The following is a 26,635-nucleotide window of genomic DNA, read 5'->3' on the forward strand; positions in this document are numbered from 1 at the left end:
GCCACCCGGCAGCAGGCCGCAGCGCCGGGTGGTTGAAATGCCCGCTCCCCTGCCCCATCTAGCCTGGGTAAGCCAATTGCCAGGTGCCCCCATGAGCGATCAGGACATCAACGCCGACATCGTCGAAGAAGCCACTTCCAGCCAGCGGACCGGCCTGGTGTTGCCCGGCCAGACGCTACCGGACAAGGTCTACGTCATCCCCATCCACAACCGCCCGTTCTTCCCGGCGCAAGTGCTGCCGGTGATAGTCAACGAGGAGCCCTGGGCGGAAACCCTGGACCTGGTGTCCAAGACCGAGCACCACTGCCTGGCGCTGTTCTTCATGGAGAACCCGCCGGAAGACCCCCGCCATTTCGACCCCAGCACCCTGCCCGAACACGGCACCCTGGTGCGGGTCCACCATGCCAGCCGCGAAGGCGGCAAACTCCAGTTCGTGGCCCAGGGCCTGTCGCGGGTACGCATCCGTGGCTGGCTCAAGCGTCACCGCCCGCCTTACCTGGTGGAGGTGGATTATCCCCAGAGCCCCCAGGACCCACGGGACGAGGTGAAGGCCTACGGCATGGCCCTGATCAATGCGATCAAGGAGCTGCTGCCACTGAACCCGCTGTACAGCGAGGAACTGAAGAACTACCTCAACCGTTTCAGCCCCAACGACCCTTCGCCCCTGACCGACTTCGCCGCCGCCCTGACCACCGCCCCGGCCCGTGAGCTGCAGGAAGTGCTGGACACCGTGCCGGTGCTCAAGCGCATGGAGAAGGTCCTGCCGCTGCTGCGCAAGGAAGTCGAAGTGGCGCGGCTGCAGAGCGAGCTGTCCGCCGAGGTCAATCGCAAGATCGGCCAGCACCAGCGCGAATTCTTCCTCAAGGAGCAGCTCAAGCTGATCCAGCAGGAGCTGGGCATCACCAAGGACGACCGCAGCGCCGACAGCGAGCAGTTCGCCCAGCGCCTTGAAGGCAAGGTGCTGCCGGAGCAGGCGAGAAAACGCATCGACGACGAAATGAACAAGTTGTCGATCCTGGAGACCGGCTCCCCCGAATACGCCGTGACACGCAACTACCTCGACTGGGCCACCTCGGTGCCCTGGGGCGTCTACGGCAAGGACAAGCTCGACCTCAAGCACGCGCGCAAGGTGCTGGACAAGCACCACGCCGGGCTCGATGACGTGAAGAACCGCATCATCGAGTTCCTTGCCGTGGGCGCGTTCAAGGGTGAGATTTCCGGCTCCATCGTGCTGCTGGTGGGCCCGCCCGGTGTGGGCAAGACCAGCATCGGCAAGTCCATCGCCGAATCCCTGGGCCGGCCCTTCTACCGCTTCAGCGTGGGCGGCATGCGCGACGAGGCCGAGATCAAGGGCCACCGCCGCACCTACATCGGCGCCCTGCCCGGCAAGCTGGTGCAGGCGCTGAAGGAAGTGGAGGTGATGAACCCGGTGATCATGCTCGACGAGATCGACAAGCTCGGCGCCAGCTACCAGGGCGACCCGGCCTCGGCGCTGCTGGAAACCCTGGACCCGGAGCAGAACGTCGAGTTCCTTGACCACTACCTGGACCTGCGCCTGGACCTGTCCAAGGTGCTCTTCGTCTGCACCGCCAACACCCTGGACGCCATCCCCGGCCCGTTGCTGGACCGCATGGAAACCATCCGCCTCTCCGGCTACATCACCGAAGAGAAGCACGCCATCGCCAAGCGTCACCTCTGGCCACGCCTGCTGGAGCGCACCGGCGTGCCCAAGGAACGCCTGGCCATTACCGACGCCGCCCTGACGTCGGTAATCGACGGCTACGCCCGTGAGGCCGGGGTGCGCCAGCTGGAGAAACAGCTGGGCAAGATCGTCCGCAAGTCGGTGGTGCGCCTGCTGGAAGAGCCCGACGCGAAGATCAAGGTCGGGCAGAAGGACCTGGAGCACTACCTGGGCCTGGCCCCCTTCCGCAAGGAACAACTGCTGGCCGGCGTCGGCGTGATCACCGGGCTGGCCTGGACCAGCATGGGTGGCGCCACCCTGCCCATCGAGGCGACGCGCATCCACACCCTCAACCGCGGCTTCAAGCTGACCGGCCAACTGGGCGACGTGATGAAGGAGTCGGCGGAGATCGCCTACAGCTACATCAGCTCCCACCTGAAACGCTACGGCGGCGACCCGGCCTTCTTCGACCAGGCCTTCGTCCACCTCCACGTACCGGAAGGCGCCACGCCCAAGGACGGCCCCAGCGCCGGCGTCACCATGGCCAGCGCGCTGCTGTCCCTGGCGCGCGACCAGGCGCCGAAGAAGGGCGTGGCCATGACCGGCGAACTCACCCTGACCGGCCAGGTACTGCCGATCGGCGGCGTGCGCGAGAAGGTGATCGCCGCGCGCCGGCAGCGGATCTTCGAGCTGATCCTGCCGGAAGCCAACCGCGGCGCCTTCCAGGAGCTGCCCGACTACCTCAAGGAAGGCATGACGGTGCACTTCGCCCGCCGCTACAGCGATGTGGCCAAGGTACTGTTCGACTGAGCCCGCCCGTGCAGGAGACTTCATGTCAATGCTGAAGCGTCTCCTGCCATAGGTTGTGGCTGAGCCACGCGAAGCCCAACACTGCCGGATCTCATGCGTGTTGGGTTTCGCTGCGCTCGCGGAACGCCGCCCGACCCAACCTACGAGCTGAGCCTGCCTGGCCATTTCGACGCGGAGCTACGCAAGGGAGGGGCCAGCCGCTATGCTGGCCCCGCCCTGAATCGATGGAGCCGCCGATGTCCCTCGCCCTCTCCCCCCGCCTGCTATTACCTGCGGGCCTCGTCCTGCTCACCGCCTGCGCCCAGCAGCCGACCGGCCCGGTGGTGCTGCAGGACGCGCAGGACGACTGCCCACTGACCCTCGCCCCGGGCCAGCCGCTGGTGCTGACCCTGCCCAGCAACCCCACCACCGGCTTTCGCTGGGTGATGCGCGACCCCGCCGCCAACGTGCTGCAAAGCCTCGGCCCGGAGGTCTACTCGGCCCCCGAGGAGGCCGGCCTGGTGGGTAGCGCCGGTCAATCCACCTGGCGCTTCAAGGCCAGCCAACCCGGCGATGGCCGCCTGCACCTCGACTACCAGCGGCCCTGGGAAACCGATGTGGCGCCGGCCGAGTCCTTCGACTGCCAGGTCAGCGTCAAATAGCGCCATATGACCGCGCCGTTGGCGTCCGCCGCCTGGCGGGCGCAATGGCCCGCCTTGCATAGTCCCGCCACGACCACTCTGCGGGAGCATCCATGGGAACCCTGATCGTTGCACTGGCCGGCGTGCTGGCCTTCGTCACCGGCCGTGCGCTGGAACTGGACTGGCTGTGCTTCTGGAGCAAGCCGGTGCCCATCCTGGCGCTGCTGTTCTGGTTGCGCGGTGCACCGGCTGGCCCCTACCGCCGCTGGATCGCCATCGGCCTGGTCCTGTCCCTGCTTGGCGACATGCTGCTGGAGTGGCCTGCGGACCTCTTCGTGTTCGGCCTTGGCGCCTTCCTCCTCGCGCACCTGGCCTACCTGCGCGCCTACCTGCAGGACAACCGGACGCTGGCGCCCCTGGCGCTGTTGGCGGCGGCAGGCTGCGGCGGTGCCATCTTCGCCCTGCTCGCCTCCGGCGGCCTGGGCGCCCTGCTGCTGCCGGTGGCCTGCTACGCGCTGGCCATCAGCGCCATGCTCTGGCGCGCCCTGGCACGCCTGGGCGGCGACGCGAGCCGCCAATCGGCGTTGCTGGCGGCGGTCGGTGCGGCGCTGTTCGTGCTGTCCGACAGCCTGATCGGGATCAACCGATTCGTTACCCCCTTCAGCGGCGCGAGCTACTTCATCATTCTCAGTTACTGGCTCGGGCAATGGGGAATCACCGCCTCGGCGAGGAGTTTCTCGACCGCCATCGCCTTGCCGGAAAAATCCATCGGCGACCTCACGGGAAATCGGCTATAGCAATTAGGCGAAAACAAAAATGGGGAGCGATCGATGGGCAACCTGGTTCGATTGTTGAGCTTGTGGTGTTGTGCAGTGCTTCTGCCAGGTTGCGGAAGCCTGCTACCCAGTGAACAAGCCGAAGTGGTGTCAGCCTTCCGAAACTATACCGACGCGGAGATTCGCTACGCCCAGGCCGTACCGGGCAAGACCAGTCGCACCGAGCTGTTCTCCCTGGGCTTCGACCCCCTCATCCAGGGCAACGGCAAGATGCTCTCGTTCATCGACGTGCGCCTGATGTTCGTCCAGCCCAACGTCCCCATCGACTACCTGCCCGCGGGCCTGATGCAATGCCTGGAAGCCAAGGATCGCTGCATCGGCTACGCCTTCGAGTTCACCAAGACCGATACCCAGCGGGTCGGCAGTTTCTGGGCCGACGTGCTGAACTTCCGCAAGAACCGCGAGCTGCAGGGCTGGGTGTTCCGCGCGGTATTCGTGCTGGTGGACGACGTGCTGGTGCACAAGGTCAGCAACGGCGAGCCGAACATTCGTCGCCACGAAGTCAAACGCAATCCCCTGGGCCCCTTGCAGGGTGCGGGTGAGTACTTTTCCGATCAGCTGAAGTAAGGGTGGTTTGGCGGAGTCGCACAAATCGCTAGAATGCCGGCCTTTCCCTTGCTGGTACCGGCCCGTGACCGAAAGCCCCGATCGCATCTACGCCACCCCACAGGCACAAGTCGGCGACTTTGCCTTCAACGAGGACGTGGTCCGCGTATTCCCGGACATGATCAAGCGGTCGGTGCCGGGCTATCCCACCATTGTCGAGAACATCGGCGTCCTGGCTGCGCAGTTCGCCCAGCCCGGCGCCCCGCTCTACGACCTGGGCAGCTCCCTCGGCGCCGTGACCCAGGCCCTGCGCCGCCATGTGAAAGTCGACGGCTGCCGGGTCATCGCTGTGGATAACTCCAGCGCCATGGTGGAGCGTTGCCGGGAATACCTGCACGCCCAGGACGCCATGTTCCAGGAGTTGCTGCCGGTGGAGGTGATCGAGGCGGACATTCTCGCCCTCGACTTCCAGCCCTGCGCCCTTGTGGCGATGAACTTCACCCTGCAGTTCGTGCCCCGCGAGCGGCGCGACGAACTACTCGGCCGCATTCGCCAGGCGCTGCTGCCGGGCGGCGCGCTGATCCTCTCGGAAAAGCTGCGCTTCGAAGACGCCGAAGAACATCAGCTGCTCACCGACCTGCACATCGCCTTCAAGCGCGCCAACGGCTACAGCGAGCTGGAAATCGCCCAGAAGCGCAGCGCGCTGGAGAATGTGATGCACCCGGACAGCCTCGAGGAGCACCGCGAGCGCCTGCTGGCGGCGGGCTTCTCCAAGGTGGTGCCCTGGTTCCAGTGTCTCAATTTCGCTTCCCTGATCGCCCTGCCATGATCCGTACGCTGGACCTCGACAACCTGCAGCAAGCGCTGGCGGGTACTCCCCTGCAAGACTGGGCCGCGGACCTGCCCGCCCAACTCGACGCCAAGCTGGCGGTCGGCCACGGCGACCTGGAGCGCTGGGGCGCGGCGGTGAACGCCCTGCCTGCGCTGGTCCCGCAGCAGATAGACCTGGCCCGGCGCTTCTTCCTAGACGGCGCCTGCGACGAGGCGACCCGCGACGCCCTGAAAAGCGCCCTGCAGGGGCTGATTCCCTGGCGCAAGGGCCCCTTCGAGCTGTTCGGCGTGCATGTCGACACCGAATGGCGATCGGACTGGAAATGGGAGCGCGTGGCTCCGCACCTCGACCTGCGCGGTCGCCGCGTGCTGGACGTGGGTTGCGGCAATGGCTACTACCAGTGGCGGATGCTCGGAGCCGGCGCCGACAGCGTGGTGGGCATCGACCCGAACTGGCTGTTCTTCTGCCAGTTCCTCGCCATGAAGCGCTTCCTCCCCGACCTGCCGGCCTGGCACCTGCCGCTGGCGCTGGAAGAGCTGCCGGCGAAGCTGGAGGGCTTCGACACCGTCTTCTCCATGGGCGTGCTTTACCACCGCCGCTCGCCCATCGACCACCTGTTCGAGCTCAAGGACTGCCTGCGCCGGGGCGGCGAACTGGTGCTGGAGACGCTGGTGGTGGAGGGCGACGCCCAGCAGGTGCTGGTGCCCGAGGACCGCTACGCGCAGATGCGCAATGTCTGGTTCCTGCCCTCGGTGCCGGCCCTGGAGCTCTGGCTGCGCCGGGCGGGCTTCGTGGATGTCCGCTGCGTGGACGTCAGCTACACCAGCGTCGAGGAACAACGCAGCACCGAGTGGATGCGCTACCAATCCCTGCCCGAATTCCTCGACCCGGCGGACCACAGCCGCACCATCGAAGGCCTGCCGGCACCGGCCAGGGCCGTGCTGATCGCTCGCAAGCCGTAGGTTGGCGCCGAGCCTGCGAGGCCCAACGACGATGCCCTATGCAGGCACCGTCATGTTGGGCTTCGTGCCTCAGCCCAACCTACAGAGAATCGTAGGATGGGTTGAGCCTGCGATACCCATCGGCCGAGCTGATGGGTATCGCTTCGCTCAACCCATCCTACAAAACCTATAGGCGGCTCAGCGCTTGGGCGCGGCCGCTACGATCAGCTGCTTCATCTCCACTACCGCCTGCTTGAAGCCGACGAACAGTGCGTGGGCCACCAGGGCGTGGCCGATGTTCAGCTCGTTGATACCGGGGATGGCGGCCACCGGCTCGACGTTGTGGTAGTGCAGGCCATGGCCGGCATTGACGATCAGGCCGAGCTTGAGGCCCAAGGCCACGCCCTCGCTGATGCGTTGCAGTTCGCGGGCGGCTTCTTCCGGGGTGTGGGCATCGGCGTAGCGGCCGGTGTGCAGTTCGATGGCCGGGGCGCCGACGCGGTGCGACGCCTCGATCTGTGCCGCATCGGCGTCGATGAACAGCGACACTTCGCTGCCCACCTTGGCCAGCCGCTCCACCGCCGCCTTGATCCGCGCTTCCTGGCCAGCGACGTCGAGTCCACCCTCGGTGGTCAGCTCCTGGCGGGTTTCCGGTACCAGGCAGACGTGCTCGGGACGGATCTCCTCGGCGAAGGCCATCATCTCCTCGGTGACGCCCATCTCGAAGTTCATGCGGGTCTGCAGCACTTCCTTGAGCACGCGAACGTCGCGCTCCTGGATATGCCGGCGGTCTTCGCGCAGGTGCACGGTAATGCCGTCGGCACCGGCCTCCTCGGCGTCCAGGGCCGCCTTGACCGGGTCCGGGTAGCGAGTACCCCGGGCCTGGCGGAGGGTAGCGACGTGGTCGATGTTGACGCCGAGCAGTACGCGATTGGCTTCAGTCACGGGGAGGTTCCTTGATCGTCATGAATAGCTCGCGGCTGACCAGTGGTCGGCCGCCCAAATGAGGTGCCAGGGCCTGGCGCATCAGGCGTTTGGCCGCGCCGAGGGCGCCAGGGGCGTCCCAGTCGGCTTCGGCCAGGGCGAGCAGCTCGCGCCCCTGGAACAGGCCGGGTTGCAGCTGCCCCACCGGCTCCAGTCCGGCGTCGGGCAGAAGGCGGTAGATGCCCTCGGCGGCGATCGGCTGGCCAGCCAGGTCCGTATCCAGGGCGAAACCATAGCCCAGCTGGTCCAGCAGGCGCCATTCGAAGGCGCGCAGCAGGGGTTCCAGCGGACGGTTGGCGGCCAGGGCCTGGAGGGTCACGGCGTAATGCTCGAACAGCGCCGGCTGCGGATCTTCGGCAGGCAGCAGGCGCACCAGCAGTTCGTTGAGGTAGAGGCCGCTGAACAGCGCTTCGCCGCCGAGCAGGTTGGGAATGCCGGCGCTGTCGAGGCGGCCGACGTTCTTCAGCTCGCCACGGCCGCGAAATTCCGCTTCGAGAGGCAGGAAGGGTCGCGCCAGGGTGCCGGCCTTGCCGCGGGCACCGCGCAGGACGGCGCGCAGGCGCCCCTCGGGGGTGAAGAAGTCGACCAGCGCGCTGCTTTCCCGATAGGCCCTGCTGTGCAGGACGAACGCCGGTAGCGTCGCGCCGATCATGGCCAGGCTCAGATGTCGTCGTAACCCAGGGAACGCAGGGCACGTTCGTCGTCGGACCAACCACCCTTCACTTTCACCCAGAGGTTGAGCATGACCTTGGACTCGAACATGGTTTCCATGTCCTTGCGGGCGTCCTGGCCGATGCGCTTGATGCGCTCACCGCCGTCGCCGATGATGATTTTCTTCTGGCCGTCGCGTTCCACCAGGATCAGGGCGTGGATATGCAGGACATGGCCTTCCTGCTTGAACTCTTCGATTTCCACGGTGATCTGGTAGGGCAGCTCGGCGCCCAGCTGACGCATGATCTTCTCGCGCACCAGCTCAGCGGCGAGGAAGCGGCTGCTACGGTCGGTGATCTGGTCTTCCGGGAAGAAGTGGTCGGCTTCGGGCAGGCGCTGGGCCACCAGGCGCTCCAGGGTATCCAGGTTGTGGCCCTGGAGGGCGGAGATGGGCACCAGCTCCGCGTTCGGCAGCTGCTCCTGGAGCCACGCCAGGTGCGGGATCAGGTCGCCCTTCTCGTCCAGGCGGTCGGTCTTGTTCACCGCGATCAGCACGGGGCCCTGTACGTACTGCACGCGCTCGAGCACCAGCTGGTCCTCGTCGGTCCAGCGGTTGCGGTCGACCACGAACACCACCACGTCGACGTCCTTCAAGGCGGCCGACGCGCTGCGGTTCATGTAGCGGTTCAGTGCTTTCTCGTTCTTCTTGTGCAGGCCGGGGGTGTCGACGTAGATCGCCTGCACATTGCCCTCGGTCTTGATGCCCAGCATGTTGTGGCGCGTGGTCTGCGGCTTGCGCGAGGTGATCGCCAGCTTTTGCCCGAGGACGTGGTTGAGCAGCGTGGATTTGCCCACGTTGGGACGGCCGACAATAGCGACGTAGCCGCAGCGGGGGGTATCGATATCAGTCATTGCCATTCTCCACGCCCAGGGCAATCAGGGCGGCAGCCGCTGCCACCTGTTCGGCGATACGGCGGCTGGCGCCCTGGCCCTGGGTCTTGTCATTCAGCAGGGTGACCTGGCACTCGACGAAGAAAGTTCGGCAGTGCGGTTCGCCCTGGATATCCACCACTTCATAGCGTGGCAGTTCGCAGGCCCGGGATTGCAGGAATTCCTGCAGGCGGGTCTTGGGGTCCTTGTTGGTATCCACCAGGGTCAGGCCTTCGAGTTCGTTGGCCAGCCAGGCGAGGACGCGCTCACGCGCGGACTCCATGCCTGTATCCAGGTAGATGGCGCCGATCAGCGCTTCCAGCGCATCGGCGAGGATCGACTCACGGCGGAACCCGCCGCTTTTCAGCTCGCCCGAGCCCAGGCGCAGGTATTCGCCCAGTTCGAAGCCACGGGCCAGCAAGGCCAGGGTCTCGCCTTTCACCAGTCGCGCACGCAACCGCGACAGCTGCCCTTCGCGGGCCTGGGGAAAGCGCTCGAACAGCGCCTCGCCGGCGACGAAATTGAGGATGGCATCGCCGAGGAATTCGAGGCGCTCGTTGTTGCGCCCCGCGTAACTGCGGTGGGTCAGGGCCAGGGTCATCAGACCCTGGTCCTTGAAGGTATAGCCGAGCTTACGCTCGAGACGGCTGAGGGATACGCTCACTGGGTTCGCACACGGAATTCTTTGTCGAAGCGGACCACCAGATCGAGGTTCTCGACCAGGGGTTCGCGTTTTTCATATTTTAGATGGGCCCGGAACTCATTGTTCTCCAGGGTCACCTTCAATGCATCTTCCAGGTTCAGGTCACGGATGCCGTTGACCTGCATGCCCTTGCTGACGTGGCTGTAGAAGTCGGGAATGCTCCGGATTTCCAGGGCCTTCTCCGTTTCCACGGAACTGATGATCTTCTCCAGGGAGAAGAAATCGAGGTAATGCGGAATGATCTTGAAAGCGGTGCTGGCCAGGAAAGCCACAACGGCCAGGACCAACAGCCAGCCCATAACCGACATACCCTTCTGCTTACGCGCGAACGTCATGATCGACCTCAATGTCTGTGTTTTTATGGAGGCCGATTGGCCCGCAAGCAAGACTATATAGCGGCTGCGGCGCTGTCATGAACAACGCCGCAAATCCGCGATGGCGAGCGGGCTGTCAGTGAATCAGGCCCACGCGGGAGAAGTTCGGCAGGTTATGCAGCTTGGGATCGGGCCAGCTCATCCAGACCGCGAAGGCCTTGCCGACGATGTTCCGGTCCGGAACCATGCCGAGCAGTTCCTTCGGAATACGGGGATCGTTCCAGAAGCGGCTGTCGTTGGAGTTGTCGCGGTTGTCGCCCATCATGAAGTAGTGCCCCTGGGGTACCACCCACTCGCGACCCGGCTCCATGCGGTAACGCTTCATTTCCTTGCGGATCAGGTGCTCGGCCTCGCTGAGCTTCTCCTTGTAGAGCATCGCGCTGCCAAGGGTGCCCGGCTCTTCGCCCAGCAGGGTTTCCGCTACCTGCTTGCCGTTGATGGTCAGGTGCTTGTCGCTGCTGTAGGCCACGCGGTCGCCCGGCAGGCCGATCACCCGCTTGATGTAGTTGATGTTCGGGTCGCTGGGGTAGCGGAACACCATGACATCACCACGCTGCGGGTCGCCAACCTCGATCACCTTGCTGTCCAGCACCGGCAGGCGAATGCCGTAGGCGAACTTGTTGACCAGGATGAAATCGCCCACTTCCAGGGTCGGCTTCATCGAGCCGGACGGGATCTGGAAGGGCTCGACCAGGAACGAGCGCAGCACCAGCACGATGGCCAGGACCGGGAAGAACGACTTCCCGTACTCCACCAGCAGCGGCTCCTTGTTCAGCTTGTCGAGTACGTCCGGGTCCGGCTCGTTGACTTGCCCCTCGTAGGCGGCAATCGCGGAGCGCCGGCGCGGGGCCAGCAGAACCAGATCGACAAGTGCGAGCACGCCGCAGACTGCCACGGCAATAACCAACAACAGCGGGAAATTGATCGACATAGACCCTAGCTATCCACTTTGAGCACGGCGAGGAAGGCTTCTTGCGGGATTTCCACGCTGCCCACCTGCTTCATCCTTTTCTTACCGGCCTTCTGCTTTTCCAGCAGCTTTTTCTTACGGCTTACGTCACCGCCGTAGCATTTGGCCAGAACGTTCTTCCTGAGCGCTTTTACGGTAGTACGTGCAACGATCTGTCCACCGATCGCCGCCTGAATCGCCACGTCGAACATCTGCCGCGGGATCAGTTCCTTCATCTTCTCGGTCAGCGCGCGGCCCTTGTAGTGGGCCTGGTCACGATGCACGATCAGCGCCAGTGCGTCGACCTTCTCACCGTTGATCAGCACGTCCAGCCTGACCAGATTAGCCGGTTCGAAGCGATCGAAGCCGTAGTCGAGCGACGCATAGCCACGACTTACCGACTTCAGGCGGTCGAAGAAGTCCAGCACCACCTCGTTCATCGGCAGATCGTAGCAAACCTGAACCTGGGAACTGAGGAACTGCATGTCGCGCTGAACGCCGCGCTTCTCGATGCAGAGGGTGATGACGTTGCCGAGGTGCTCCTGGGGAACCAGGATATTGGCCCGGACGATCGGCTCACGCATCTCGTCGATGGACGAGAGATCGGGCAGCTTGGACGGGTTGTCGACGTAGATGATCTCGCCGTTCTTCTGCACGATCTCGAACACCACGGTGGGCGCGGTGGTGATCAGGTCCAGGTCGTACTCGCGCTCCAGGCGCTCCTGAATGATCTCCATGTGCAGCATGCCGAGGAAGCCGATGCGGAAGCCGAAGCCCAGGGCTTCGGAGCTTTCCGGCTCGTACTGCAGGGCGGCGTCGTTCAGGGTCAGCTTCTGCAGGGCTTCGCGGAAGTCCTCGAAGTCATCGGAGCTGACCGGGAACAGGCCGGCATAGACCTGTGGCTTGATCCGCTGGAAGCCCGGCAGGACGTCGACGTCCGGGGTGTTGTTCAGGGTCAGGGTGTCACCGACCGGCGCACCATGGATGTCCTTGATGCCGGCGATGATGAAGCCCACTTCGCCGGCCTTGAGGTCGGGCATCTCGGTGTGCTTCGGGGTGAATACGCCGACGCTGTCCACCTGGTGGACCTTGCCGGTGGACTTCACCAGGATCTTGTCGCCCTTCTTCACCCGGCCGTGCTTGACCCGCACCAGCGAGACCACGCCCAGGTAGTTGTCGAACCAGGAGTCGATGATCAGCGCCTGCAGCGGTGCGTCGATATTGCCTTCGGGGGCGGGGATCACCTCCACCAGGCGCTCCAGTACGTCGATCACACCCATGCCGCTCTTGGCGCTGCAAGGCACGGCGTCGGTGGCGTCGATGCCGATGATGTGCTCGATCTCGTCCTTGACGCGATCGGGATCGGCCTGGGGCAGGTCCATCTTGTTCAGGACCGGCATCACTTCCAGGCCCTGCTCGATGGCGGTGTAGCAGTTGGCGACGGACTGCGCCTCGACGCCCTGGCCCGCGTCCACCACCAGCAGCGCGCCTTCGCAGGCGGCCAGCGAGCGGCTGACTTCGTAGGTGAAGTCCACGTGGCCGGGGGTGTCGATGAAGTTCAGCTGGTAGGTCTTACCGCTCTGCGCCTTGTAGTGCAGGGTGACGCTGTGGGCCTTGATGGTGATGCCGCGCTCGCGTTCCAGATCCATGGAGTCCAGCACCTGGGCCTCCATCTCGCGATCGGACAGACCGCCGCACATCTGGATGAAGCGGTCAGCCAGGGTCGACTTGCCATGGTCGATGTGGGCGATGATGGAGAAATTGCGGATATGACTCAGGTCACTCACAGATGGACACTCGAAAAAGCCGCAAGCAGGTTGCTCGCCGAAAAATAGCGGGGGAGTTTACCTGATTGGCGCCCAAGCCGTCACGCCCATGCAGCGGAAGGCGGAAACGAAAAAGGGCGGCCGAGGCCGCCCTTTCGTACCGCATACGCTTTATTCGTTCAGCTTGAAGGTGATGAAGCTGGCACGGCCCTGACGCAGGACGCGCATCGACACCGAACGGTCCTTCGGCAGCTCCTTGGCGATCTCGGTGAACTCCTTGGCCGAAGCGATGGCCTTGTTGTTCAGATGAGTGATCACGTCGCCGGGACGCACGCCCACCATGGCGGCCGGACCTTCCTGGACGTCCTTGATCACCACGCCACCCTTGATATCCAGGGCTTTCTTCTGCTCGTCGGTCAGTTCGACCACGCTGAGGCCCAGGCGGTTGCTGCTGCGCTCGGCACCACCACCGGCCGCGGCCATCTCGTCGCCTTCTTCCGGCAGGGCGCCGATGGCCATTTCGAGGGTCTTGTGGCTGCCTCCACGGACGACTTCGAGCTTGATCTTGCTGTCCGGCTTGAGGGTGCCCACCAGGTGCGGCAGGTCAGCGGAGACGATGATCGGCTGGCCGTTCATGCTGAGGATGACGTCACCGACCTGCAGGCCGCCCTTGGCTGCCGGACCACCTTCCTGCACCTGGGCCACCAGCGCACCGGCCGGCTTGTCCAGACCGAAGGATTCGGCCAGGTCCTTGTTCACTTCCTGGATCACCACGCCCAGCCAGCCGCGGCTGACCTTGCCCTGGGACTTGAGCTGGTCGGCCACGCTCATGGCCACATCGATCGGAATGGCGAAGGACAGGCCCATGAAGCCGCCGGAACGGGTGAAGATCTGCGAGTTGATACCCACGACTTCGCCATCCAGGTTGAACAGCGGGCCGCCGGAGTTACCCGGGTTGATGGCCACGTCGGTCTGGATGAACGGCACGTAGTTCTCGTTCGGCAGGCTGCGGCCCTTGGCACTGACGATACCGGCGGTCACCGAGTGGTCGAAGCCGAAGGGCGAACCGATGGCCAGCACCCAGCTACCCACCTTGAGACCTTCGGACTTGCCGATCTTGACGATTGGCAGGTCCTTGCCCTCGACCTTCAGCAGTGCCACGTCGGAACGCGGGTCGGCGCCAATCAGCTTGGCTTCCAGCTCGCTGCGGTCGGACAGGCGCACGATGATCTCGTCGGCGTCGGCCACCACGTGGTTATTGGTCAGGATGTAGCCATCCTTGGAGATGATGAAGCCGGAACCGAGGGATTGCGCCTCACGCTGGCGGCCACCCTGGGGGTTGCGCGGCGCTTGCGGCATGTTGCGTTCGAAGAATTCGCGCAGCATGGGCGGCAGGCCTTCCAGGTCAGGCATCGCCTGGGCGCCACCAGCGCTGCGCTGGGGCAGTTTCTGCCGGGTACTGATGTTCACGACTGCCGGGGAAGCCTCTTCGACCAGCGGCGTGAAGTCCGGCAGCTCGGCACGAGCCACCAGGGTCTGACCAAGCAGCAGCACGGCTGCCAGCGCGGTCATACAGGATTTGAAGTTAAGCATCGACATACAGCTCCCGTCGCATAACGAGTGGTATTGACCCCCCGGGCCGACCGACGCGGGGAGCAAAGCGTTGACGCACAAGCAAAACGGGCCCGGAGCTAACGCCCCAGGCCTTGTAGAACACTGTGAAGATGAGGCGGGAGTCGTGACTCCCGTGCCGCACTGCGGCTGATGGCCCTGAACCAGGGATCATTGAGTCGCCGTGGCCTCCGCCGCCCGCATGGACAATGCAACCCGCTCGGCGGTCCCCAGGGGAATCTCGCCTACCACGGTCACCATCACGTCACCGTCAGCCGTACTTACCCGTTTGGAAACCATGACAGTGGGGCCCAGCTGGCTGCGCGCGTCTTCGACCACCGCTCCATGCAAAGGTTCCAGGAACACGGAAAAACGTGCCAGGCCGTCGCTGTAGAGAAGGCTGGACACGGGTTCGGCAGACGCCGGACTGCGTCGTACCTGGGCACTGGTCAGGCTGAAGCCCGGCGGCAACCAATCGGAACGCCAGCTGGCAGGCTTGTCGTCCTTCGCCTCGGCGGTGCGCACGGCCTTGCAGGACGAACCTGGCTGCAGGTCGGCGTCGGCCAGCGCGGTGGCGGTATCGATACGGGTGAACTGGAAGCGCTCGAGCAATTGGCCCTTGTCGCCCAGCAACAGGGACTTGAGCGGCAGGCCGGTCTCGCTGTCCAGGTGCAGTTCGAAGCCGTAGCGATGCTGGTCGCGCGGCGTCAGGGTGAGGACCACGGCCGGACGCCCGGCAACACGGGACTCACCGGCCAGGCGCAGGTCGTACCATTCGGACAACTGCTTGGCGTCGAGCGCGCGGGCCGGCCAGACCTGGCCGTCGGACATCTGATCGGAAAGGGAACCGCTTACGCATTGGGCGCGCCCATTGACGCGCACCACTTCCTGCGTTGGACCATCGAGCTGCAGCAGACGCTCGCGCACCTCCCCGCCCTGCTGGACCTGATGCCAGACCTGATGGGTGGAGAAACTTCCATTTCGTTCGTAGACGAAAGTTCCCTGGAAACTCTGGCTGTGCTCCGCATCAGCGAGGCGCTGCAGCCAGTCCTGAGCGTCGGCGGCATGGGCTGACTGGATCAGCCAGCCACCGAGCAAGATGATTACCGGAAGTGCGCGCATGGTCCTCCTCAGCGGTTCTCCAGACTGGCAGCGCGGGCGTAGGGCAGTGCGCTGTCGCTTCCGCTCATTGCGGCCTGCTGGGCATGCTGCCGCAGGTACGCCGGCAAGCGCTTCTCATGCCAACCGGAAGACGACTGGGTCGCACCGATGGGCTGCTGGGCATCTTCACTATAGCCGGCCAGCACGGCGCCTTGCTGCGCCTGCGGCATGGCCATGGCGGGCTGGCTTGCCTGCTGCTGGGCCAACTGCTGGGTGCCCACGACCTCGTCCTGGTTGTACAGGCGCACACCGGCCAGCACTGCAACGGTCACCGAAGCGGCCACTGCCAGGCGACCCAGGCTGCGCCAGGGTCCGCGCACCACCTTGACCGGCGGAGCGGCTTCCTCGGCCAGCGCGGCCGATACCGCGGCGGCGATGTCCAGGCGCGGCTCCAGCAGCTCCTTGTGCATCACGGCCCGGGCAATCTGGTAACGCGACCAGGTAGCCCGCATTTCTTGATCTTCGCTGGCGGCGAGAACTCGACGCAGCTCCAGTTCGTCCGCCTCGTTATCCATCACCGCGGACAGCGATTCCTGCAAAGCTTCACGACTCATGGCGGTTCCCCTCTTGGCTGTCGCCGCTGTCTCAGGTTCCATGCAACAAGGGTTGCAAGGCTTTATCGATGGCTTCCCGCGCCCTGAAGATGCGGGATCGCACAGTACCGACCGGACACTGCATGACGCTGGCAATGTCTTCGTAACTAAGACCGTCGAACTCGCGCAAAGTCAGTGCCGTGCGCAAATCTTCCGGCAGTTGCTGGATGCTCCGGTGCACTGTGGCCTCGATCTCGTCGCGGAGCAGGGCACGCTCGGGCGACTCGATATCCTTGAGGGCGTGGTCGCCGTCATAAAACTCGGCGTCCTCAGCACTTACATCACTGTCTGGCGGGCGTCTTCCACGCGCCACCAGATGGTTCTTCGCCGTGTTGATGGCGATGCGGTACAGCCAGGTATAAAAGGCACTGTCACCGCGAAAATTCCCGAGCGCGCGATAAGCCTTGATGAAGGCTTCCTGGGCTACGTCCTGAGCTTCCTGGGCGTCGTGCACGAACCGCACGATCAACCCGAGGATCTTGTGCTGGTACTTCAGCACCAACAGATCGAAAGCCCGCTTGTCGCCCCGCTGCACCCGCTCGACCAGCTGCTGATCGTCTTCCTGGGTTAGCATGAACACTCCTCGTCGATCTCGAAGGGGTGTTGCGCCAGCCAGTGGATCGGCTTGCCAAAATAGACTCGGGCGTTGCGCAAAAGTTCTCCCCTCCAAGCAAGCTTCCTGCAGATTGTTTTTTCACCTGCACGGAATGGCGCAGCAGGGCTCGCGGCCATGCTGCGCCGTATATATGTCGCTTGATCTACAGGCATCCGGGCTGCACATTTCATGTGCATTCGTTGCATCAGTGTAAGCAAGCACCGTCTCTTCAAAATGGTGACCCTGAATGGAACCTGAACGACTAAAAAAGTTCCGTAGCGCCATGCATGGTCATAAGCGCGCTATTGTGCAGCGCACCCCAGCTATATACTAGCCGCCGCTTTTTTTGCGGGAATCGACATGAGCCAACATTTCCAGCATGACGTACTGGTCATCGGCAGCGGCGCCGCCGGCCTGACCCTTGCCCTGACGCTGCCCTCGCATCTCAATATCGTCGTATTGAGCAAGGCCGACCTCAGCAATGGCTCGACCTACTGGGCCCAGGGCGGCGTCGCAGCGGTGCTGGACGATACCGATACGGTCGATTCCCACGTCGAGGACACCCTGATCGCCGGCGCCGGCCTGTGCCGCGAGGATGCCGTGCGCTTCACGGTAGAACACAGTCGCGACGCCATCCAATGGCTGATCGACCAGGGCGTGCCCTTTACCCGCGACGACGAAAGCGCCCGCGAAGACGGCGGTTTCGAATTCCACCTGACCCGCGAGGGCGGCCACAGCCACCGGCGCATCATCCATGCCGCCGACGCCACGGGCGCCGCCATCTTCAACACCCTGCTGGAGCAGGCCAAGAAACGCCCGAACATCCAGCTGCTGGAGCAACGGGTCGCGGTCGACCTGATCACCGAACGCAAGCTCGGCCGCGAAGGCCAGCGCTGCCTCGGCGCCTACGTGCTGAACCGCAACAACGGCGAAGTGGACACCTGCCACGCGCGCTTCACCGTGCTCGCCTGCGGCGGCGCGGCCAAGGTCTACCTCTATACCAGCAACCCGGACGGCGCTTGCGGCGACGGCATCGCCATGGCCTGGCGCGCCGGCTGCCGGGTGGGCAACCTGGAGTTCAACCAGTTCCACCCCACCTGCCTCTATCACCCGCAGGCCAAGAGTTTCCTGATCACCGAAGCGGTGCGCGGCGAGGGTGGCCTGCTCAAGCTGCCCAATGGCGAGCGCTTCATGCAGCGCTTCCATCCCCGCGCCGAACTTGCCCCGCGCGACGTGGTTGCCCGCGCCATCGACCACGAAATGAAGCGCCTGGGCGTGGACTGCGTCTACCTGGACATCAGCCACAAGCCCGCCGAGTTCGTGAAAAGCCACTTCCCCACGGTCTACGAGCGCTGCCTGGACTTCGGCATCGACATCACCCGCGAGCCCATCCCGGTGGTGCCGGCGGCGCACTACACCTGCGGTGGCGTGGTGGTGGACAAGCATGGCCGCACCGACATCCCCGGCCTCTACGCCATCGGCGAAACCAGTTTCACCGGGCTGCACGGCGCCAACCGCATGGCCAGCAATTCTCTGCTCGAGTGCTTCGTCTACGCCCGCTCGGCGGCGCAGGACATGCTCAGCCAGCTCGATCAGGTGCAGATGCCCACCGACCTGCCCACCTGGGACGCAAGCCAGGTGACCGACTCGGACGAGGACGTGATCATCGCCCACAACTGGGACGAGTTGCGGCGCTTCATGTGGGACTACGTGGGCATCGTGCGCACCAACAAGCGCCTGCAGCGCGCCCAGCACCGGGTTCGCCTGCTGCTCAGCGAGATCGACGAGTTCTACAGCAACTACAAGGTCAGCCGTGACCTGATCGAGCTGCGCAACCTGGCCCTGGTCGCCGAGCTGATCATCAACTCGGCCATGCAACGCCGTGAGAGCCGCGGCCTGCACTACACCCTGGACTATCCCGACCTGCTGCCCGAGGCCCACGACACTATCCTGGAGCCGCCCACCTTCGGCGACTGAACGCCAGCCTCACCCGCAACCGGCGGTGCTGCTCCCGAGCCAGGGCGTCCGCCGGGATGCACAGCCCCCTCCCCCACCATTGTCCCGCCAGGCGGAAGCGCAGGATCACCACCTGCGGCAGCGCCAGGCTGTCCGGGCGCAGTTGCACCGGGCGCCAGCCGTCAGCCCTGCTCCACAGTTGCCAGCCATCGTGATTCAGGCGCAGGCCGGTGAAAGCCCTGGAGGAGGTCAGCAGGATCTGCCTGGGCAAACACCAGGCGGCGTGGCCCGAACAGGCCAGCAGGCCGATCAACCGCACCCAGCGGGGCAGCTCGGCGACCGACAAGGCCAGAACGGCCAGGAAAGAGAGAATCAGATAAACGGCCAACAGGCGCCGCGACGGGCGCCAGTGGCATTCGAAGCCGTCACTTGGGTTGGACACGATCCAGGATCATGCGAACCATGCGGCGCAGGTCCGCGTCCTCCGGCTCGCCGCGCTGCATGAACCAGCCGAACATGTCCTGGTCCTCGCATTCCAGCAGCTTGCGGTAGCGGGCCTGGTCCTCGGCGTCGAGGGTCGCGTAGACCTCCTGTACGAAGGGCACGAGGAGCACGTCCAGTTCGAGCATGCCGCGGCGGCTGTGCCAGAAGAGTCGGTTCAGTTCAATTGAGTCGGCCATCACAGCGCCTCCGGGAATGAGGCGCGCATTATAACCACAGCCGCCGCCCCGGGCACCCGCTGACAAGCCACCAGCGGGCCTCTATGATGGCGCCCCAGACCTCAATCCAGCGATCCGCAATGGCCGACTCCGCATTTTTCTGTCCGCTCACCCATGAAGGCCTGCTCGCCGTCCGCGGCGTGGACGCCGCGAAGTTCCTCCAGGGCCAGCTGACCTGCAACCTCAATTACCTGGACCAGGCCACCTGCAGCCTCGGTGCCCGTTGCACGCCCAAGGGCCGGATGACCTCCAGCTTCCGCATCGTCAAGGTGGGCGACGACTTCCTCCTGGCCATGTCCAGCGACCTGCTGGACGCGCAGCTGGCCGACCTGAAGAAATACGCCGTTTTCTCCAAATCGACCCTGTCCGACGAAAGCGCGGCCTGGGTGCGTTTCGGCCTCAGCCAAGGCGATGGCGTTCTGCTGGCCCTGGGCCTCGACCTGCCCCAGACCGCCGACAGCGTTACCCGTGACGGCAACCTGATCGCCCTGCGCCTGTCCGACGGCCGCGCCGAACTCTGGGCACCCAGCGGTGAAGCCGCCACCCTCGAAGCCCGTCTCAGCGCCCAACTGCCCCGCGCCCCCCTGGACGCCTGGCTGCTGGCGCAGGTGCGCGCCGGCATCGGCCAGGTCTTCGGCGCCACCCGCGAGCTGTTCATCCCGCAGATGATCAACCTGCAGGCCCTGGGCGGCGTCAGCTTCAAGAAAGGCTGCTACACCGGCCAGGAAATCGTCGCCCGCATGCAGTACCTGGGCAAACTCAAGCGCCGCCTGCAACGCCTGGCCCTGCCGGCGGGCACCGTGCCGCAACCGGGCACCGAACTCTTCTCCCCCGTCCACCAGAGCTCGGTGGGCGAAGTGGTGCTGGCGGCCCCCGCTGGCGACGGCTGCGAACTGCTCGCCGTGCTCCAGGAAGATGCCGCGAGCGATGGACGACTCCACCTGGGCGCAGCCGATGGCCCGGCCCTGAACCTGCTCAGCCTGCCCTACACCCTGGACGCCGACCGCGAAATTCAACGCTAGCCCGCCCCGGCCGGCCACTGACGAGAAACCCAATGAGCAAGCTTGCCGATAAAGTCCAACAGGAACTCATCCAGGCGATCGACAGCGATGAACTGGTGCTGCCGACCCTGCCGGAAGTCGCCCTGCGGGTGCGCGAAACCGCCGAGGACCCGAACGCGGGCATCCAGGACCTGGCCAAGGTGATCGGCAACGACGCCGCGCTGACCGCCCGCATCATCAAGGTGGTGAACAGCCCGCTGCTGCGCACCAACAAGGAAATCACCGACCTGCAGATGGCCATCAGCCGTCTGGGCATCAACTACACCAGCAACCTGGCCACGGGCCTGGCCATGGAGCAGATGTTCCAGGCCACCTCCGACGTGGTCGATCGCAAGATGCGCGAAGTCTGGAACAAGAGCACCGAAATCGCCGGCATCTGCCACGTGCTCTGCCGCCACTACAGCCGCCTGATGCCCGACCAGGCCACCCTCGCCGGCCTGGTGCACCAGATCGGCGTGCTGCCGATCCTCACCTACGCCGAAGAACACAGCGAGCTGCTGGCCGACTCCATCAGCCTCAACCATGTGATCGAGCGCATCCACCCGCTGATCGGCGACCGCATCCTGCGGGCCTGGGAGTTCCCCGAGCCGATCGCCTCCGTGCCCAGTCAATACCTCGACTTCAAGCGCGATTCGGCCCGTGTCGACTACATCGACATCGTCCAGGTCGCCACCCTGCAGAGCTACCTCGGCAGCGAGCACCCCTATACCCAGCTGGACTGGAGCCAGGTCTCGGCGTTCGCCAAGCTCGGCCTCGACCCGAATGTCGACATGCAGGCCGACGAAGACCTCTCCGCCGCCATGGAAGCGGCCATGGGCATGCTCCAGTAAACCCCCGCGCGCATTCGTCCATCCGGCGCTAGACTCAGCCTTCCCCTGACGTCGCTGGATGGACCCGGATGCGCGTACTTCTCCTCGCCCTTTGCCTGTTGTGCCACGGCCTCGCCGCGGCGCAAGAGGTGCGCCTGACCAATGGAGAGTGGGCGCCCTACCTGGGCGCCCGGCTGCCCCACCAGGGCGTCGCCTCGCGCATCATCCAGGAGGCCTTCGCCCTGGAAGACGTCCAGGTGCGCTGGGAGTTCTACCCCTGGGCCCGCTCGCTGCACCTGGCCGAACGCGGCGAGCGCAGCGGCACCGCCGTCTGGCTGCGCAGCGCGGAACGGGAAAAGACCTTCTTCATCAGCGATCCGGTGATCGAGAGCAGCTACTACTTCTTCCACCGCAAGGACCGCCCTCTGGACTGGCAACGGGTTGCCGACCTCGTGGACCTGCGCTTGGGCGGGGCCACCGGCTACGACTACGGCGCCGCCTTCCAGGGCGCCGAGCGAGCCGGGCAGCTCCACGTCCAGCGGCTGACCAACGAGGAACAGGGCCTGCGCATGGTCCTCGCCGGGCGAATCGATGCCTTCCCCATGGACAAGGTGGTGGCCTTCGCCCTGCTCAACGACAATCTGGGTTCCGCCGAGCGCGCGCAGCTGACCTTCCACCCGCTGCCGGTACGCAGCGACAGCCTGCACCTGATGCTGTCACGCAAGGTGCCCGGTAACGCCGAGCTGATCGAGCGGTTCAACAAGGGCCTGGCCGAGCTGCGCGACAGCGGCAAGATGGCCCAGTACCTGATGGACGTGCAGCAGCCGCTGAGCCTGGCACCGTAGGGTGGATCACGCTTCACCGATCCACCGTCGATGTCGCATTGGGTTCCGATGGTGGAAATGAAGAGCGATTTCCACCCTACGGCGTACGCTACGCTGGCGGAAAACTCACCCGCACCTTCAGTCCACCGCCATCGCCGTCGTGCAGACTGATCTCCGCCTGATGGGCGCGGCAGATCTCGCCGACGATGGCCAGCCCCAACCCTGCCCCGCCGCCCTGAGCCCCGCGCCGGTAGAAGCGCTGGAACACCTTGTCGCGCTCCTCGGCCGGGATACCGCTACCGTCGTCCTCCACCTCCAGCAGCGCCGGCGAGCGCACCCGCAGGATCACATTGCCGCCCTTGGGCGTGTGGGCCAGGGCGTTGTCCACCAGGTTGCAGAGCAGCTCGTTGAGCAGGGTCGGCTCGCCCATGACCCAGGCCTGGTCTTCCGCTTCCAGGGCCAGGGCAATGCCACGGGCATGGGCCAGGGGCGCCAGGGCCATGCCCAGCTCACGGGCCAGGTGGCCCAGCTCGATGCGCTCGGCGCCGCCTTCGGCGATAGCCCGCGCGCCGCTTTCGATACGCGCCAGGGACAGCAGCTGGTTGGCCAGATGGGTCAGGCGATCGGTGTTCTGCGCCGCTTCCTCCAGGGTCGAACGCCAGACCTTCGGGTCTTGCTCGCGCAACCCCAGCTCCACCCGTGCCTTCAACGCCGCCAAGGGCGTACGCAACTCATGGGAGGCGTCGGCGATGAAATCCGCCTGGCGCTGGAACAATCCGCGCAGGCGCTCGGTGAACTGGTTGAGGGCATCCACCAGGGGCCGCAGTTCGCGCTGCACCGACACTTCCGGCAAGGGGCGCAGATCGTCGGCCTGGCGCTCTTCCACCGCCAGGCGCAACTTGTTCAGCGGCCGCAGGGCCGCACTCACCGCCAGCCACACCAGCACCAGCGCCGCCACCACCAGCAGCGCCAGGCGCCACAGGCTGTCCGCCAGCAGTCCGCGGGCCAGTCGCTCGCGGGCGCTATCGGTTTCCGCCACGCGGATCTCGGCGATGCCGTTGAGCCGTGGTTCGCTGACCGGTTGCAGCAGGCTCACCACCCGCACGCCCACCCCCTCGTATTCGCCATCGTAGAAGCGCGCCAGGGCGGGGTAGTCGTCGGTACGTCGGGTGCCCGGCGGGGGCGGTGGCAGGTGGTCGTAGCCGGACACCAGTTTTCCGTCCGGGTCGATCACCTGATAGAAGATCCGGCCGGCGCTGTCGTAGGCAAAGATGTCCAGCGCCACGTAAGGCACGTCCGCCTTGAGCCGGCCATCGGTCTCGTAGAGACCGCCGGCGATGGCCCGGGCCGAGGCCAGCAGGGTGCGGTCATAGGCGGTGTCGGCGGCATCGCGGGCATTCCAGTAGGAACTCAGGCTGGCGATCAGCAGCAGCGCGCCAAGCATCAGCGCCAGGCGGCGCAGCAGCCGACCGCGCAGGCTGCCGGCTTCACGCATCCAGGCTCTCCAGCAGGTAGCCCAAACCACGGAAGGTGACGATGCGCACCGCGCTGCCTTCGAGCTTCTTGCGCAGCCGGTGGATGTAGATCTCGATGGCGTCGGGGCTGGCCTCCTCGTCCAGGCCGAAGACCTGGGACGCGAGCTGCTCCTTGCTCATCACCCGCCCCGGCCGGGCGATCATCGCCCCCAGCACCGCTTGCTCGCGGGAAGTCAGGCTGAAGATCTCGCCCGCCAGGCTGAAACGTCGGGTGCCCAGGTCGTAGACCAGCGCTCCGCAGCATTGCTGCTGCTCGCCGCCCAGCACACTGCGGCGCAGCAGTGCCTTGACCCGCGCCTCCAGCTCGGTGAGCTCGAAAGGCTTGGCCAGGTAATCGTCGGCGCCGAGGTTGAGTCCGTGTACACGGTCCTTCACTTCGCCCCGGGCGGTGAGCATCAGCACCGGCAGGGTCTTGCCGCGTCCGCGCAGACGCGCCAGCACCTCGAAACCGTCCATGCGCGGCAGGCCCACGTCCAGCACCGCCAGGGCGTACTCCTCGCTGGCCAGAGCCAGGTCGGCGGCCACGCCGTCATGCAGCACATCCACCGTCCAGCCCGCACCCTTGAGCACCTGGGCGACACTTTCAGCCAGTTGGGGATGGTCTTCGACCAGCAGGATTCGCACGGCAAGGTCTCCGAAATTGCGGTGAACGGACTGAAGTTTAACGGCCCGCCGAGGGCTGTGGACGCCAACGCGACTTTCTTTCGCACTGAAAGCCTGGCGAAAGCTTCGCGGCCTAGCATCGCGACAGGGTGGCAAGAACCACCCGTAAAAGCCGCCCCGTGGTTACGGCGGCTGACAAGAACAACAATGGAGACCACTCGATGCCCACTGCCGTACGGCAGGCGCTAGCGCCTGTTTGCACCCTCAGCCTCGCCATCGCCGCCTGCCTCCAGGCCGGCACCGCCCACGCCGACTTCATCAAGGACAGCTCGGCGACCCTCGAAGCCCGCAACATCTACCTCAACCGCGACTTCCGCGATGGCACCGGCCAGTCCAAGCGCGAAGAATGGGCACAGGGCTTCATCCTCAACCTGCAGTCCGGCTACACCGAAGGCACCGTCGGCGTCGGCCTCGATGCGCTGGGCATGCTCGGCGTCAAGCTGGACTCCGGCCGCGGCCGCAGCGGCACCGACCTACTGCCGGTGCAGGACGATGGCGGCACCCCGGACGAGTACAGCAAGCTGGGGCTGACCGCGAAAATCCGCGCCTCGAAAAGCGAACTGCGCCTGGGCACCCACATCCCCGAACTGCCGGTGGTCAAGGCCAGCGACAGCCGCATCCTGCCCCAGGTGTTCGAGGGCGGCCTGCTCACCTCCAGGGAGATCCGCGACCTGACCTTCAGCGGTGGCCGCCTCTCCGAGGTCAAGGACCGCGCCTCCACCAACTCCGAAGACCTGGCCATCAACAACAAGAACAAGCGCTTCGCCGCGGCAGCCACGGGCGACCACTTCGACCTGGCCGGCGCGGATTACGCCTTCAGCAAGCAGTTCACCGGCCGCTACTACTTCGCCGAACTGGACGAGGTCTACCGCCAGCACTTCTTCGGCCTGCTCGCCAGCCAGCCGCTGGGCAAGGGCACCCTCAGCGCCGACCTGCGCTACGCCGTCAGCGACGACACTGGCCGCGCCAAGGCCGGCAAGGTGGACAACCGCGCCCTCAACGGCATGCTCAGCTACGGCCTGAACGCCCACAAGGTGGGCCTGGGCTACCAGCGCATGAGCGGCGACACCGGCTACGCCTACATCGATGGCAGCGACCCCTTCCTGGTCAACTTCGTGCAGATCAACGACTTCGCCAACGCCGACCAGCGTTCCTGGCAGGCCCGCTACGACCTGGACCTGGCCGCCTTCGGCGTGCCCGGCCTGAGCTTCATGACCCGCTACATCACCAGCGACAACGCCAAGGTCGCCGGCAGCCTCGAGGAAGGCCGCGAGTGGGAGCGCGACGTCGAGTTCAAGTACGTGGTGCAGAGCGGCCCCCTGAAGGACCTCGGATTCCGTGTGCGCCACGCCGGTTTCCGCTCCAACTTCGCCCGCGACGCGGATGAATTGCGCCTGATCGTCAGTTACGCCCTGCCGATCTGGTGATGCCTGAACCACAATAAAACTCCACAGGAGACCCACGATGAAAAGCGCCCTCTCGCGTATCGCCCTGATCACCTCCGGCCTGTTGCTCTCCAGCCAGCTACTGGCCGAGCCAAAGCGCCCCGAGTGCATCGCCCCGGCCAAGCCCGGCGGCGGCTTCGACCTGACCTGCAAGCTGGCCCAGAGCGGCCTGAAGGACGGCGGCCTGCTCAAGGCGCCGATGCGCGTCACCTACATGCCCGGCGGCGTCGGCGCCGTGGCCTACAACGCCGTGGTGGCCCAGCGACCCAAGGACGCCGGCACCATCACCGCCTTCTCCTCGGGTTCGCTGCTGAACCTGGCCCAGGGCAAGTTCGGCCGCTACGACGAAAACGCCGTGCGCTGGCTGGCCGGCATCGGCACCGACTACGGCGCCATATCTGTCCGCGCCGACTCCCCCTACAAGACCCTCGGTGACCTGGTGGACGCGGTGAAGAAAGACCCGGCCGCCATCGTCTTCGGCGCCGGCGCCACCATCGGCGGCCAGGACTGGATGCAGACCGCGCTGATCGCCCGAGCAGCCGGCATCGACCCGCAGAAGCTGCGCTACGTGGCCTTCGAGGGCGGCGGCGAGACCCTGACCGCCATGCTCGGTGGCCACGTGCAGGTGACCAGCAGCGGCATCGGCGAGATCACCCCGCAACTGGCGGCCGGCAAGATCCGCGTGCTCGCCGTGCTCGCCGACGACCGCCTGCCCGGCAAGCTGGCCGACATCCCCACCGCCAAGGAACAGGGCTTCGACATCAGCTGGCCGGTGATCCGTGGCTTCTACATGGGCCCGGAGGTCAGCGACGAGGACTTCAACTGGTGGAAGCAGCAGTTCGACACGCTGCTGGCCAGCGAGGACTTCGCCAAGCTGCGTGAACAGCGCGACCTCTTCCCCCTGACCCTCACCGGCGACCAGTTGAAGACCTACGTCTTCGACCAGGTGAAGCAATACAAGCAACTGGCCGGCGAATTCGGCCTGGCGCAGTAATCCGCCCCGCCCCCTCGCCGGAGGGGGCGCTCCCTGCATATTCAGG

At 65.4% G+C, this 26,635-nt stretch carries 27 protein-coding genes; 12 read left to right on the forward strand and 15 right to left on the reverse strand.

Translation table 11 applies throughout. The annotated features are described in order from the left end of the window. Positions 1-91 precede the first annotated feature (91 nt). The 6 genes from lon to cmoB all read left to right on the forward strand — a co-directional run bounded on the left by lon (position 92) and on the right by cmoB (position 6,287). Entirely contained in the window at positions 92-2,491 is a 2,400-nt protein-coding gene (gene lon, locus PCA10_RS21140; RefSeq protein WP_041770388.1) for an endopeptidase La, read from the forward strand. 236 nt (positions 2,492-2,727) lie between these two features. After that, on the forward strand, positions 2,728-3,132 hold the full coding sequence (locus PCA10_RS21145; RefSeq protein WP_016494120.1) for a protease inhibitor I42 family protein: 405 nt from the start codon (positions 2,728-2,730) through the stop codon (positions 3,130-3,132). Between the two features lie 92 nt (positions 3,133-3,224). Further along, entirely contained in the window at positions 3,225-3,908 is a 684-nt protein-coding gene (locus tag PCA10_RS21150; RefSeq protein WP_016494121.1) for a lysoplasmalogenase, read from the forward strand. A gap of 33 nt (positions 3,909-3,941) precedes the next feature. Continuing rightward, positions 3,942-4,514, forward strand: a complete 573-nt coding sequence (locus tag PCA10_RS21155) for a hypothetical protein (RefSeq protein ID WP_041770389.1) — start codon at positions 3,942-3,944, stop codon at positions 4,512-4,514. Between the two features lie 64 nt (positions 4,515-4,578). Then, positions 4,579-5,322: a carboxy-S-adenosyl-L-methionine synthase CmoA gene (gene cmoA / locus PCA10_RS21160; RefSeq protein WP_016494123.1), complete on the forward strand. Its 744-nt coding sequence runs from the start codon at positions 4,579-4,581 to the stop codon at positions 5,320-5,322. Then, positions 5,319-6,287, forward strand: a complete 969-nt coding sequence (gene cmoB, locus PCA10_RS21165; RefSeq protein ID WP_016494124.1) for a tRNA 5-methoxyuridine(34)/uridine 5-oxyacetic acid(34) synthase CmoB — start codon at positions 5,319-5,321, stop codon at positions 6,285-6,287. Before cmoA ends, cmoB begins: the two co-directional genes overlap by 4 nt. Before the next feature lie 177 nt (positions 6,288-6,464). On the opposite strand, the gene pdxJ is transcribed toward cmoB, so the two are convergent. The 11 genes from pdxJ to rpoE form a co-directional block, all read right to left on the reverse strand. Beyond that, positions 6,465-7,211 (reverse strand): pyridoxine 5'-phosphate synthase, encoded by a 747-nt coding sequence (gene pdxJ / locus PCA10_RS21170; RefSeq protein WP_016494125.1) that lies wholly within the window; start codon positions 7,209-7,211, stop codon positions 6,465-6,467. After that, positions 7,204-7,902, reverse strand: coding sequence for a DNA repair protein RecO (gene recO, locus PCA10_RS21175; RefSeq protein WP_016494126.1), 699 nt, complete (start codon positions 7,900-7,902; stop codon positions 7,204-7,206). Before recO ends, pdxJ begins: the two co-directional genes overlap by 8 nt. 8 nt (positions 7,903-7,910) lie before the next feature. After that, entirely contained in the window at positions 7,911-8,813 is a 903-nt protein-coding gene (gene era / locus PCA10_RS21180) for a GTPase Era (RefSeq protein ID WP_016494127.1), read from the reverse strand. Beyond that, on the reverse strand, positions 8,806-9,495 hold the full coding sequence (rnc, locus tag PCA10_RS21185) for a ribonuclease III (protein WP_016494128.1): 690 nt from the start codon (positions 9,493-9,495) through the stop codon (positions 8,806-8,808). The genes era and rnc overlap by 8 nt, the downstream gene beginning before the upstream one ends. After that, the gene (locus PCA10_RS21190) at positions 9,492-9,869 is read right to left on the reverse strand and encodes a DUF4845 domain-containing protein (protein ID WP_041770390.1); all 378 of its coding nucleotides are present in this window, start codon (positions 9,867-9,869) and stop codon (positions 9,492-9,494) included. Before PCA10_RS21190 ends, rnc begins: the two co-directional genes overlap by 4 nt. 115 nt (positions 9,870-9,984) lie before the next feature. Next, positions 9,985-10,839 carry a signal peptidase I gene (gene lepB, locus PCA10_RS21195; protein ID WP_016494130.1) on the reverse strand — a complete coding sequence of 285 codons (855 nt, stop codon included), beginning with the start codon at positions 10,837-10,839 and terminating at the stop codon, positions 9,985-9,987. Between the two features lie 5 nt (positions 10,840-10,844). Beyond that, on the reverse strand, positions 10,845-12,644 hold the full coding sequence (gene lepA, locus PCA10_RS21200; protein ID WP_016494131.1) for a translation elongation factor 4: 1,800 nt from the start codon (positions 12,642-12,644) through the stop codon (positions 10,845-10,847). Between the two features lie 150 nt (positions 12,645-12,794). Further along, positions 12,795-14,222 (reverse strand): DegQ family serine endoprotease, encoded by a 1,428-nt coding sequence (locus PCA10_RS21205; protein ID WP_144276994.1) that lies wholly within the window; start codon positions 14,220-14,222, stop codon positions 12,795-12,797. A 183-nt stretch (positions 14,223-14,405) separates the two neighbouring features. Then, positions 14,406-15,356: a MucB/RseB C-terminal domain-containing protein gene (locus PCA10_RS21210; protein WP_041770391.1), complete on the reverse strand. Its 951-nt coding sequence runs from the start codon at positions 15,354-15,356 to the stop codon at positions 14,406-14,408. A gap of 8 nt (positions 15,357-15,364) precedes the next feature. Next, positions 15,365-15,949 carry an RseA family anti-sigma factor gene (locus PCA10_RS21215; RefSeq protein WP_016494135.1) on the reverse strand — a complete coding sequence of 195 codons (585 nt, stop codon included), beginning with the start codon at positions 15,947-15,949 and terminating at the stop codon, positions 15,365-15,367. A gap of 31 nt (positions 15,950-15,980) precedes the next feature. Next, a complete protein-coding gene (rpoE, locus tag PCA10_RS21220) occupies positions 15,981-16,562 on the reverse strand; it encodes an RNA polymerase sigma factor RpoE/AlgU (RefSeq protein ID WP_016494136.1) in 582 nt (193 codons plus the stop codon). A 381-nt stretch (positions 16,563-16,943) separates the two neighbouring features. On the opposite strand from rpoE, the gene nadB reads away from it, so the two are divergent. Beyond that, on the forward strand, positions 16,944-18,560 hold the full coding sequence (gene nadB / locus PCA10_RS21225; RefSeq protein ID WP_016494137.1) for an L-aspartate oxidase: 1,617 nt from the start codon (positions 16,944-16,946) through the stop codon (positions 18,558-18,560). Here nadB and PCA10_RS21230 read toward each other — a convergent pair. After that, positions 18,529-18,981, reverse strand: a complete 453-nt coding sequence (locus PCA10_RS21230; RefSeq protein ID WP_016494138.1) for a protein YgfX — start codon at positions 18,979-18,981, stop codon at positions 18,529-18,531. The two genes, nadB and PCA10_RS21230, sit on opposite strands and share 32 nt — an antisense overlap. Further along, positions 18,965-19,219, reverse strand: a complete 255-nt coding sequence (locus PCA10_RS21235) for an FAD assembly factor SdhE (RefSeq protein ID WP_016494139.1) — start codon at positions 19,217-19,219, stop codon at positions 18,965-18,967. The genes PCA10_RS21230 and PCA10_RS21235 overlap by 17 nt, the downstream gene beginning before the upstream one ends. Before the next feature lie 119 nt (positions 19,220-19,338). Here PCA10_RS21235 and ygfZ point away from each other — a divergent pair, with 119 nt between their 5' ends. The 3 genes from ygfZ (at position 19,339) to PCA10_RS21250 (ending at position 21,973) form a co-directional block, all read left to right on the forward strand. Continuing rightward, positions 19,339-20,280, forward strand: a complete 942-nt coding sequence (gene ygfZ / locus PCA10_RS21240) for a CAF17-like 4Fe-4S cluster assembly/insertion protein YgfZ (protein ID WP_016494140.1) — start codon at positions 19,339-19,341, stop codon at positions 20,278-20,280. 32 nt (positions 20,281-20,312) lie between these two features. After that, positions 20,313-21,149, forward strand: coding sequence for an HDOD domain-containing protein (locus PCA10_RS21245; protein WP_016494141.1), 837 nt, complete (start codon positions 20,313-20,315; stop codon positions 21,147-21,149). Positions 21,150-21,217: 68 nt separating this feature from the next. After that, entirely contained in the window at positions 21,218-21,973 is a 756-nt protein-coding gene (locus PCA10_RS21250; protein WP_016494142.1) for a substrate-binding periplasmic protein, read from the forward strand. 88 nt (positions 21,974-22,061) lie between these two features. Here PCA10_RS21250 and PCA10_RS21255 read toward each other — a convergent pair whose 3' ends face one another. Further along, positions 22,062-23,447 carry a sensor histidine kinase gene (locus tag PCA10_RS21255; RefSeq protein WP_016494143.1) on the reverse strand — a complete coding sequence of 462 codons (1,386 nt, stop codon included), beginning with the start codon at positions 23,445-23,447 and terminating at the stop codon, positions 22,062-22,064. Next, positions 23,440-24,111 carry a response regulator gene (locus tag PCA10_RS21260; RefSeq protein ID WP_016494144.1) on the reverse strand — a complete coding sequence of 224 codons (672 nt, stop codon included), beginning with the start codon at positions 24,109-24,111 and terminating at the stop codon, positions 23,440-23,442. Before PCA10_RS21260 ends, PCA10_RS21255 begins: the two co-directional genes overlap by 8 nt. Positions 24,112-24,311: 200 nt before the next feature. On the opposite strand from PCA10_RS21260, the gene PCA10_RS21265 reads away from it, so the two are divergent. Then, entirely contained in the window at positions 24,312-25,577 is a 1,266-nt protein-coding gene (locus PCA10_RS21265) for an OprD family porin (protein ID WP_016494145.1), read from the forward strand. 37 nt (positions 25,578-25,614) lie between these two features. Then, a complete protein-coding gene (locus PCA10_RS21270; RefSeq protein ID WP_016494146.1) occupies positions 25,615-26,589 on the forward strand; it encodes a tripartite tricarboxylate transporter substrate binding protein in 975 nt (324 codons plus the stop codon). Positions 26,590-26,635: the final 46 nt, after the last annotated feature.

The sequence above is a fragment of the Pseudomonas resinovorans NBRC 106553 genome (genome assembly GCF_000412695.1).
Classification (GTDB): domain Bacteria; phylum Pseudomonadota; class Gammaproteobacteria; order Pseudomonadales; family Pseudomonadaceae; genus Metapseudomonas; species Metapseudomonas resinovorans_A.

Coding starts and splice junctions, on each gene's coding strand:
- PCA10_RS21145 (WP_016494120.1), top strand. CDS start 2,728: ATGTCCCTCGCCCTCTCCCCCCGCCTGCTATTACCTGCGGGCCTCGTC.
- nadB (WP_016494137.1), top strand. CDS start 16,944: ATGAGCCAACATTTCCAGCATGACGTACTGGTCATCGGCAGCGGCGCC.
- PCA10_RS21150 (WP_016494121.1), top strand. CDS start 3,225: ATGGGAACCCTGATCGTTGCACTGGCCGGCGTGCTGGCCTTCGTCACC.
- PCA10_RS21215 (WP_016494135.1), bottom strand. CDS start 15,949: ATGAGTCGTGAAGCTTTGCAGGAATCGCTGTCCGCGGTGATGGATAAC.
- PCA10_RS21155 (WP_041770389.1), top strand. CDS start 3,942: ATGGGCAACCTGGTTCGATTGTTGAGCTTGTGGTGTTGTGCAGTGCTT.
- PCA10_RS21205 (WP_144276994.1), bottom strand. CDS start 14,222: ATGTCGATGCTTAACTTCAAATCCTGTATGACCGCGCTGGCAGCCGTG.
- PCA10_RS21235 (WP_016494139.1), bottom strand. CDS start 19,219: ATGGCCGACTCAATTGAACTGAACCGACTCTTCTGGCACAGCCGCCGC.
- era (WP_016494127.1), bottom strand. CDS start 8,813: ATGACTGATATCGATACCCCCCGCTGCGGCTACGTCGCTATTGTCGGC.
- PCA10_RS21245 (WP_016494141.1), top strand. CDS start 20,313: ATGAGCAAGCTTGCCGATAAAGTCCAACAGGAACTCATCCAGGCGATC.
- recO (WP_016494126.1), bottom strand. CDS start 7,902: ATGATCGGCGCGACGCTACCGGCGTTCGTCCTGCACAGCAGGGCCTAT.
- lepB (WP_016494130.1), bottom strand. CDS start 10,839: ATGTCGATCAATTTCCCGCTGTTGTTGGTTATTGCCGTGGCAGTCTGC.
- PCA10_RS21255 (WP_016494143.1), bottom strand. CDS start 23,447: ATGCGTGAAGCCGGCAGCCTGCGCGGTCGGCTGCTGCGCCGCCTGGCG.
- PCA10_RS21270 (WP_016494146.1), top strand. CDS start 25,615: ATGAAAAGCGCCCTCTCGCGTATCGCCCTGATCACCTCCGGCCTGTTG.
- PCA10_RS21210 (WP_041770391.1), bottom strand. CDS start 15,356: ATGCGCGCACTTCCGGTAATCATCTTGCTCGGTGGCTGGCTGATCCAG.
- ygfZ (WP_016494140.1), top strand. CDS start 19,339: ATGGCCGACTCCGCATTTTTCTGTCCGCTCACCCATGAAGGCCTGCTC.
- PCA10_RS21265 (WP_016494145.1), top strand. CDS start 24,312: ATGCCCACTGCCGTACGGCAGGCGCTAGCGCCTGTTTGCACCCTCAGC.
- cmoB (WP_016494124.1), top strand. CDS start 5,319: ATGATCCGTACGCTGGACCTCGACAACCTGCAGCAAGCGCTGGCGGGT.
- lon (WP_041770388.1), top strand. CDS start 92: ATGAGCGATCAGGACATCAACGCCGACATCGTCGAAGAAGCCACTTCC.
- PCA10_RS21250 (WP_016494142.1), top strand. CDS start 21,218: ATGCGCGTACTTCTCCTCGCCCTTTGCCTGTTGTGCCACGGCCTCGCC.
- PCA10_RS21190 (WP_041770390.1), bottom strand. CDS start 9,869: ATGACGTTCGCGCGTAAGCAGAAGGGTATGTCGGTTATGGGCTGGCTG.
- rpoE (WP_016494136.1), bottom strand. CDS start 16,562: ATGCTAACCCAGGAAGACGATCAGCAGCTGGTCGAGCGGGTGCAGCGG.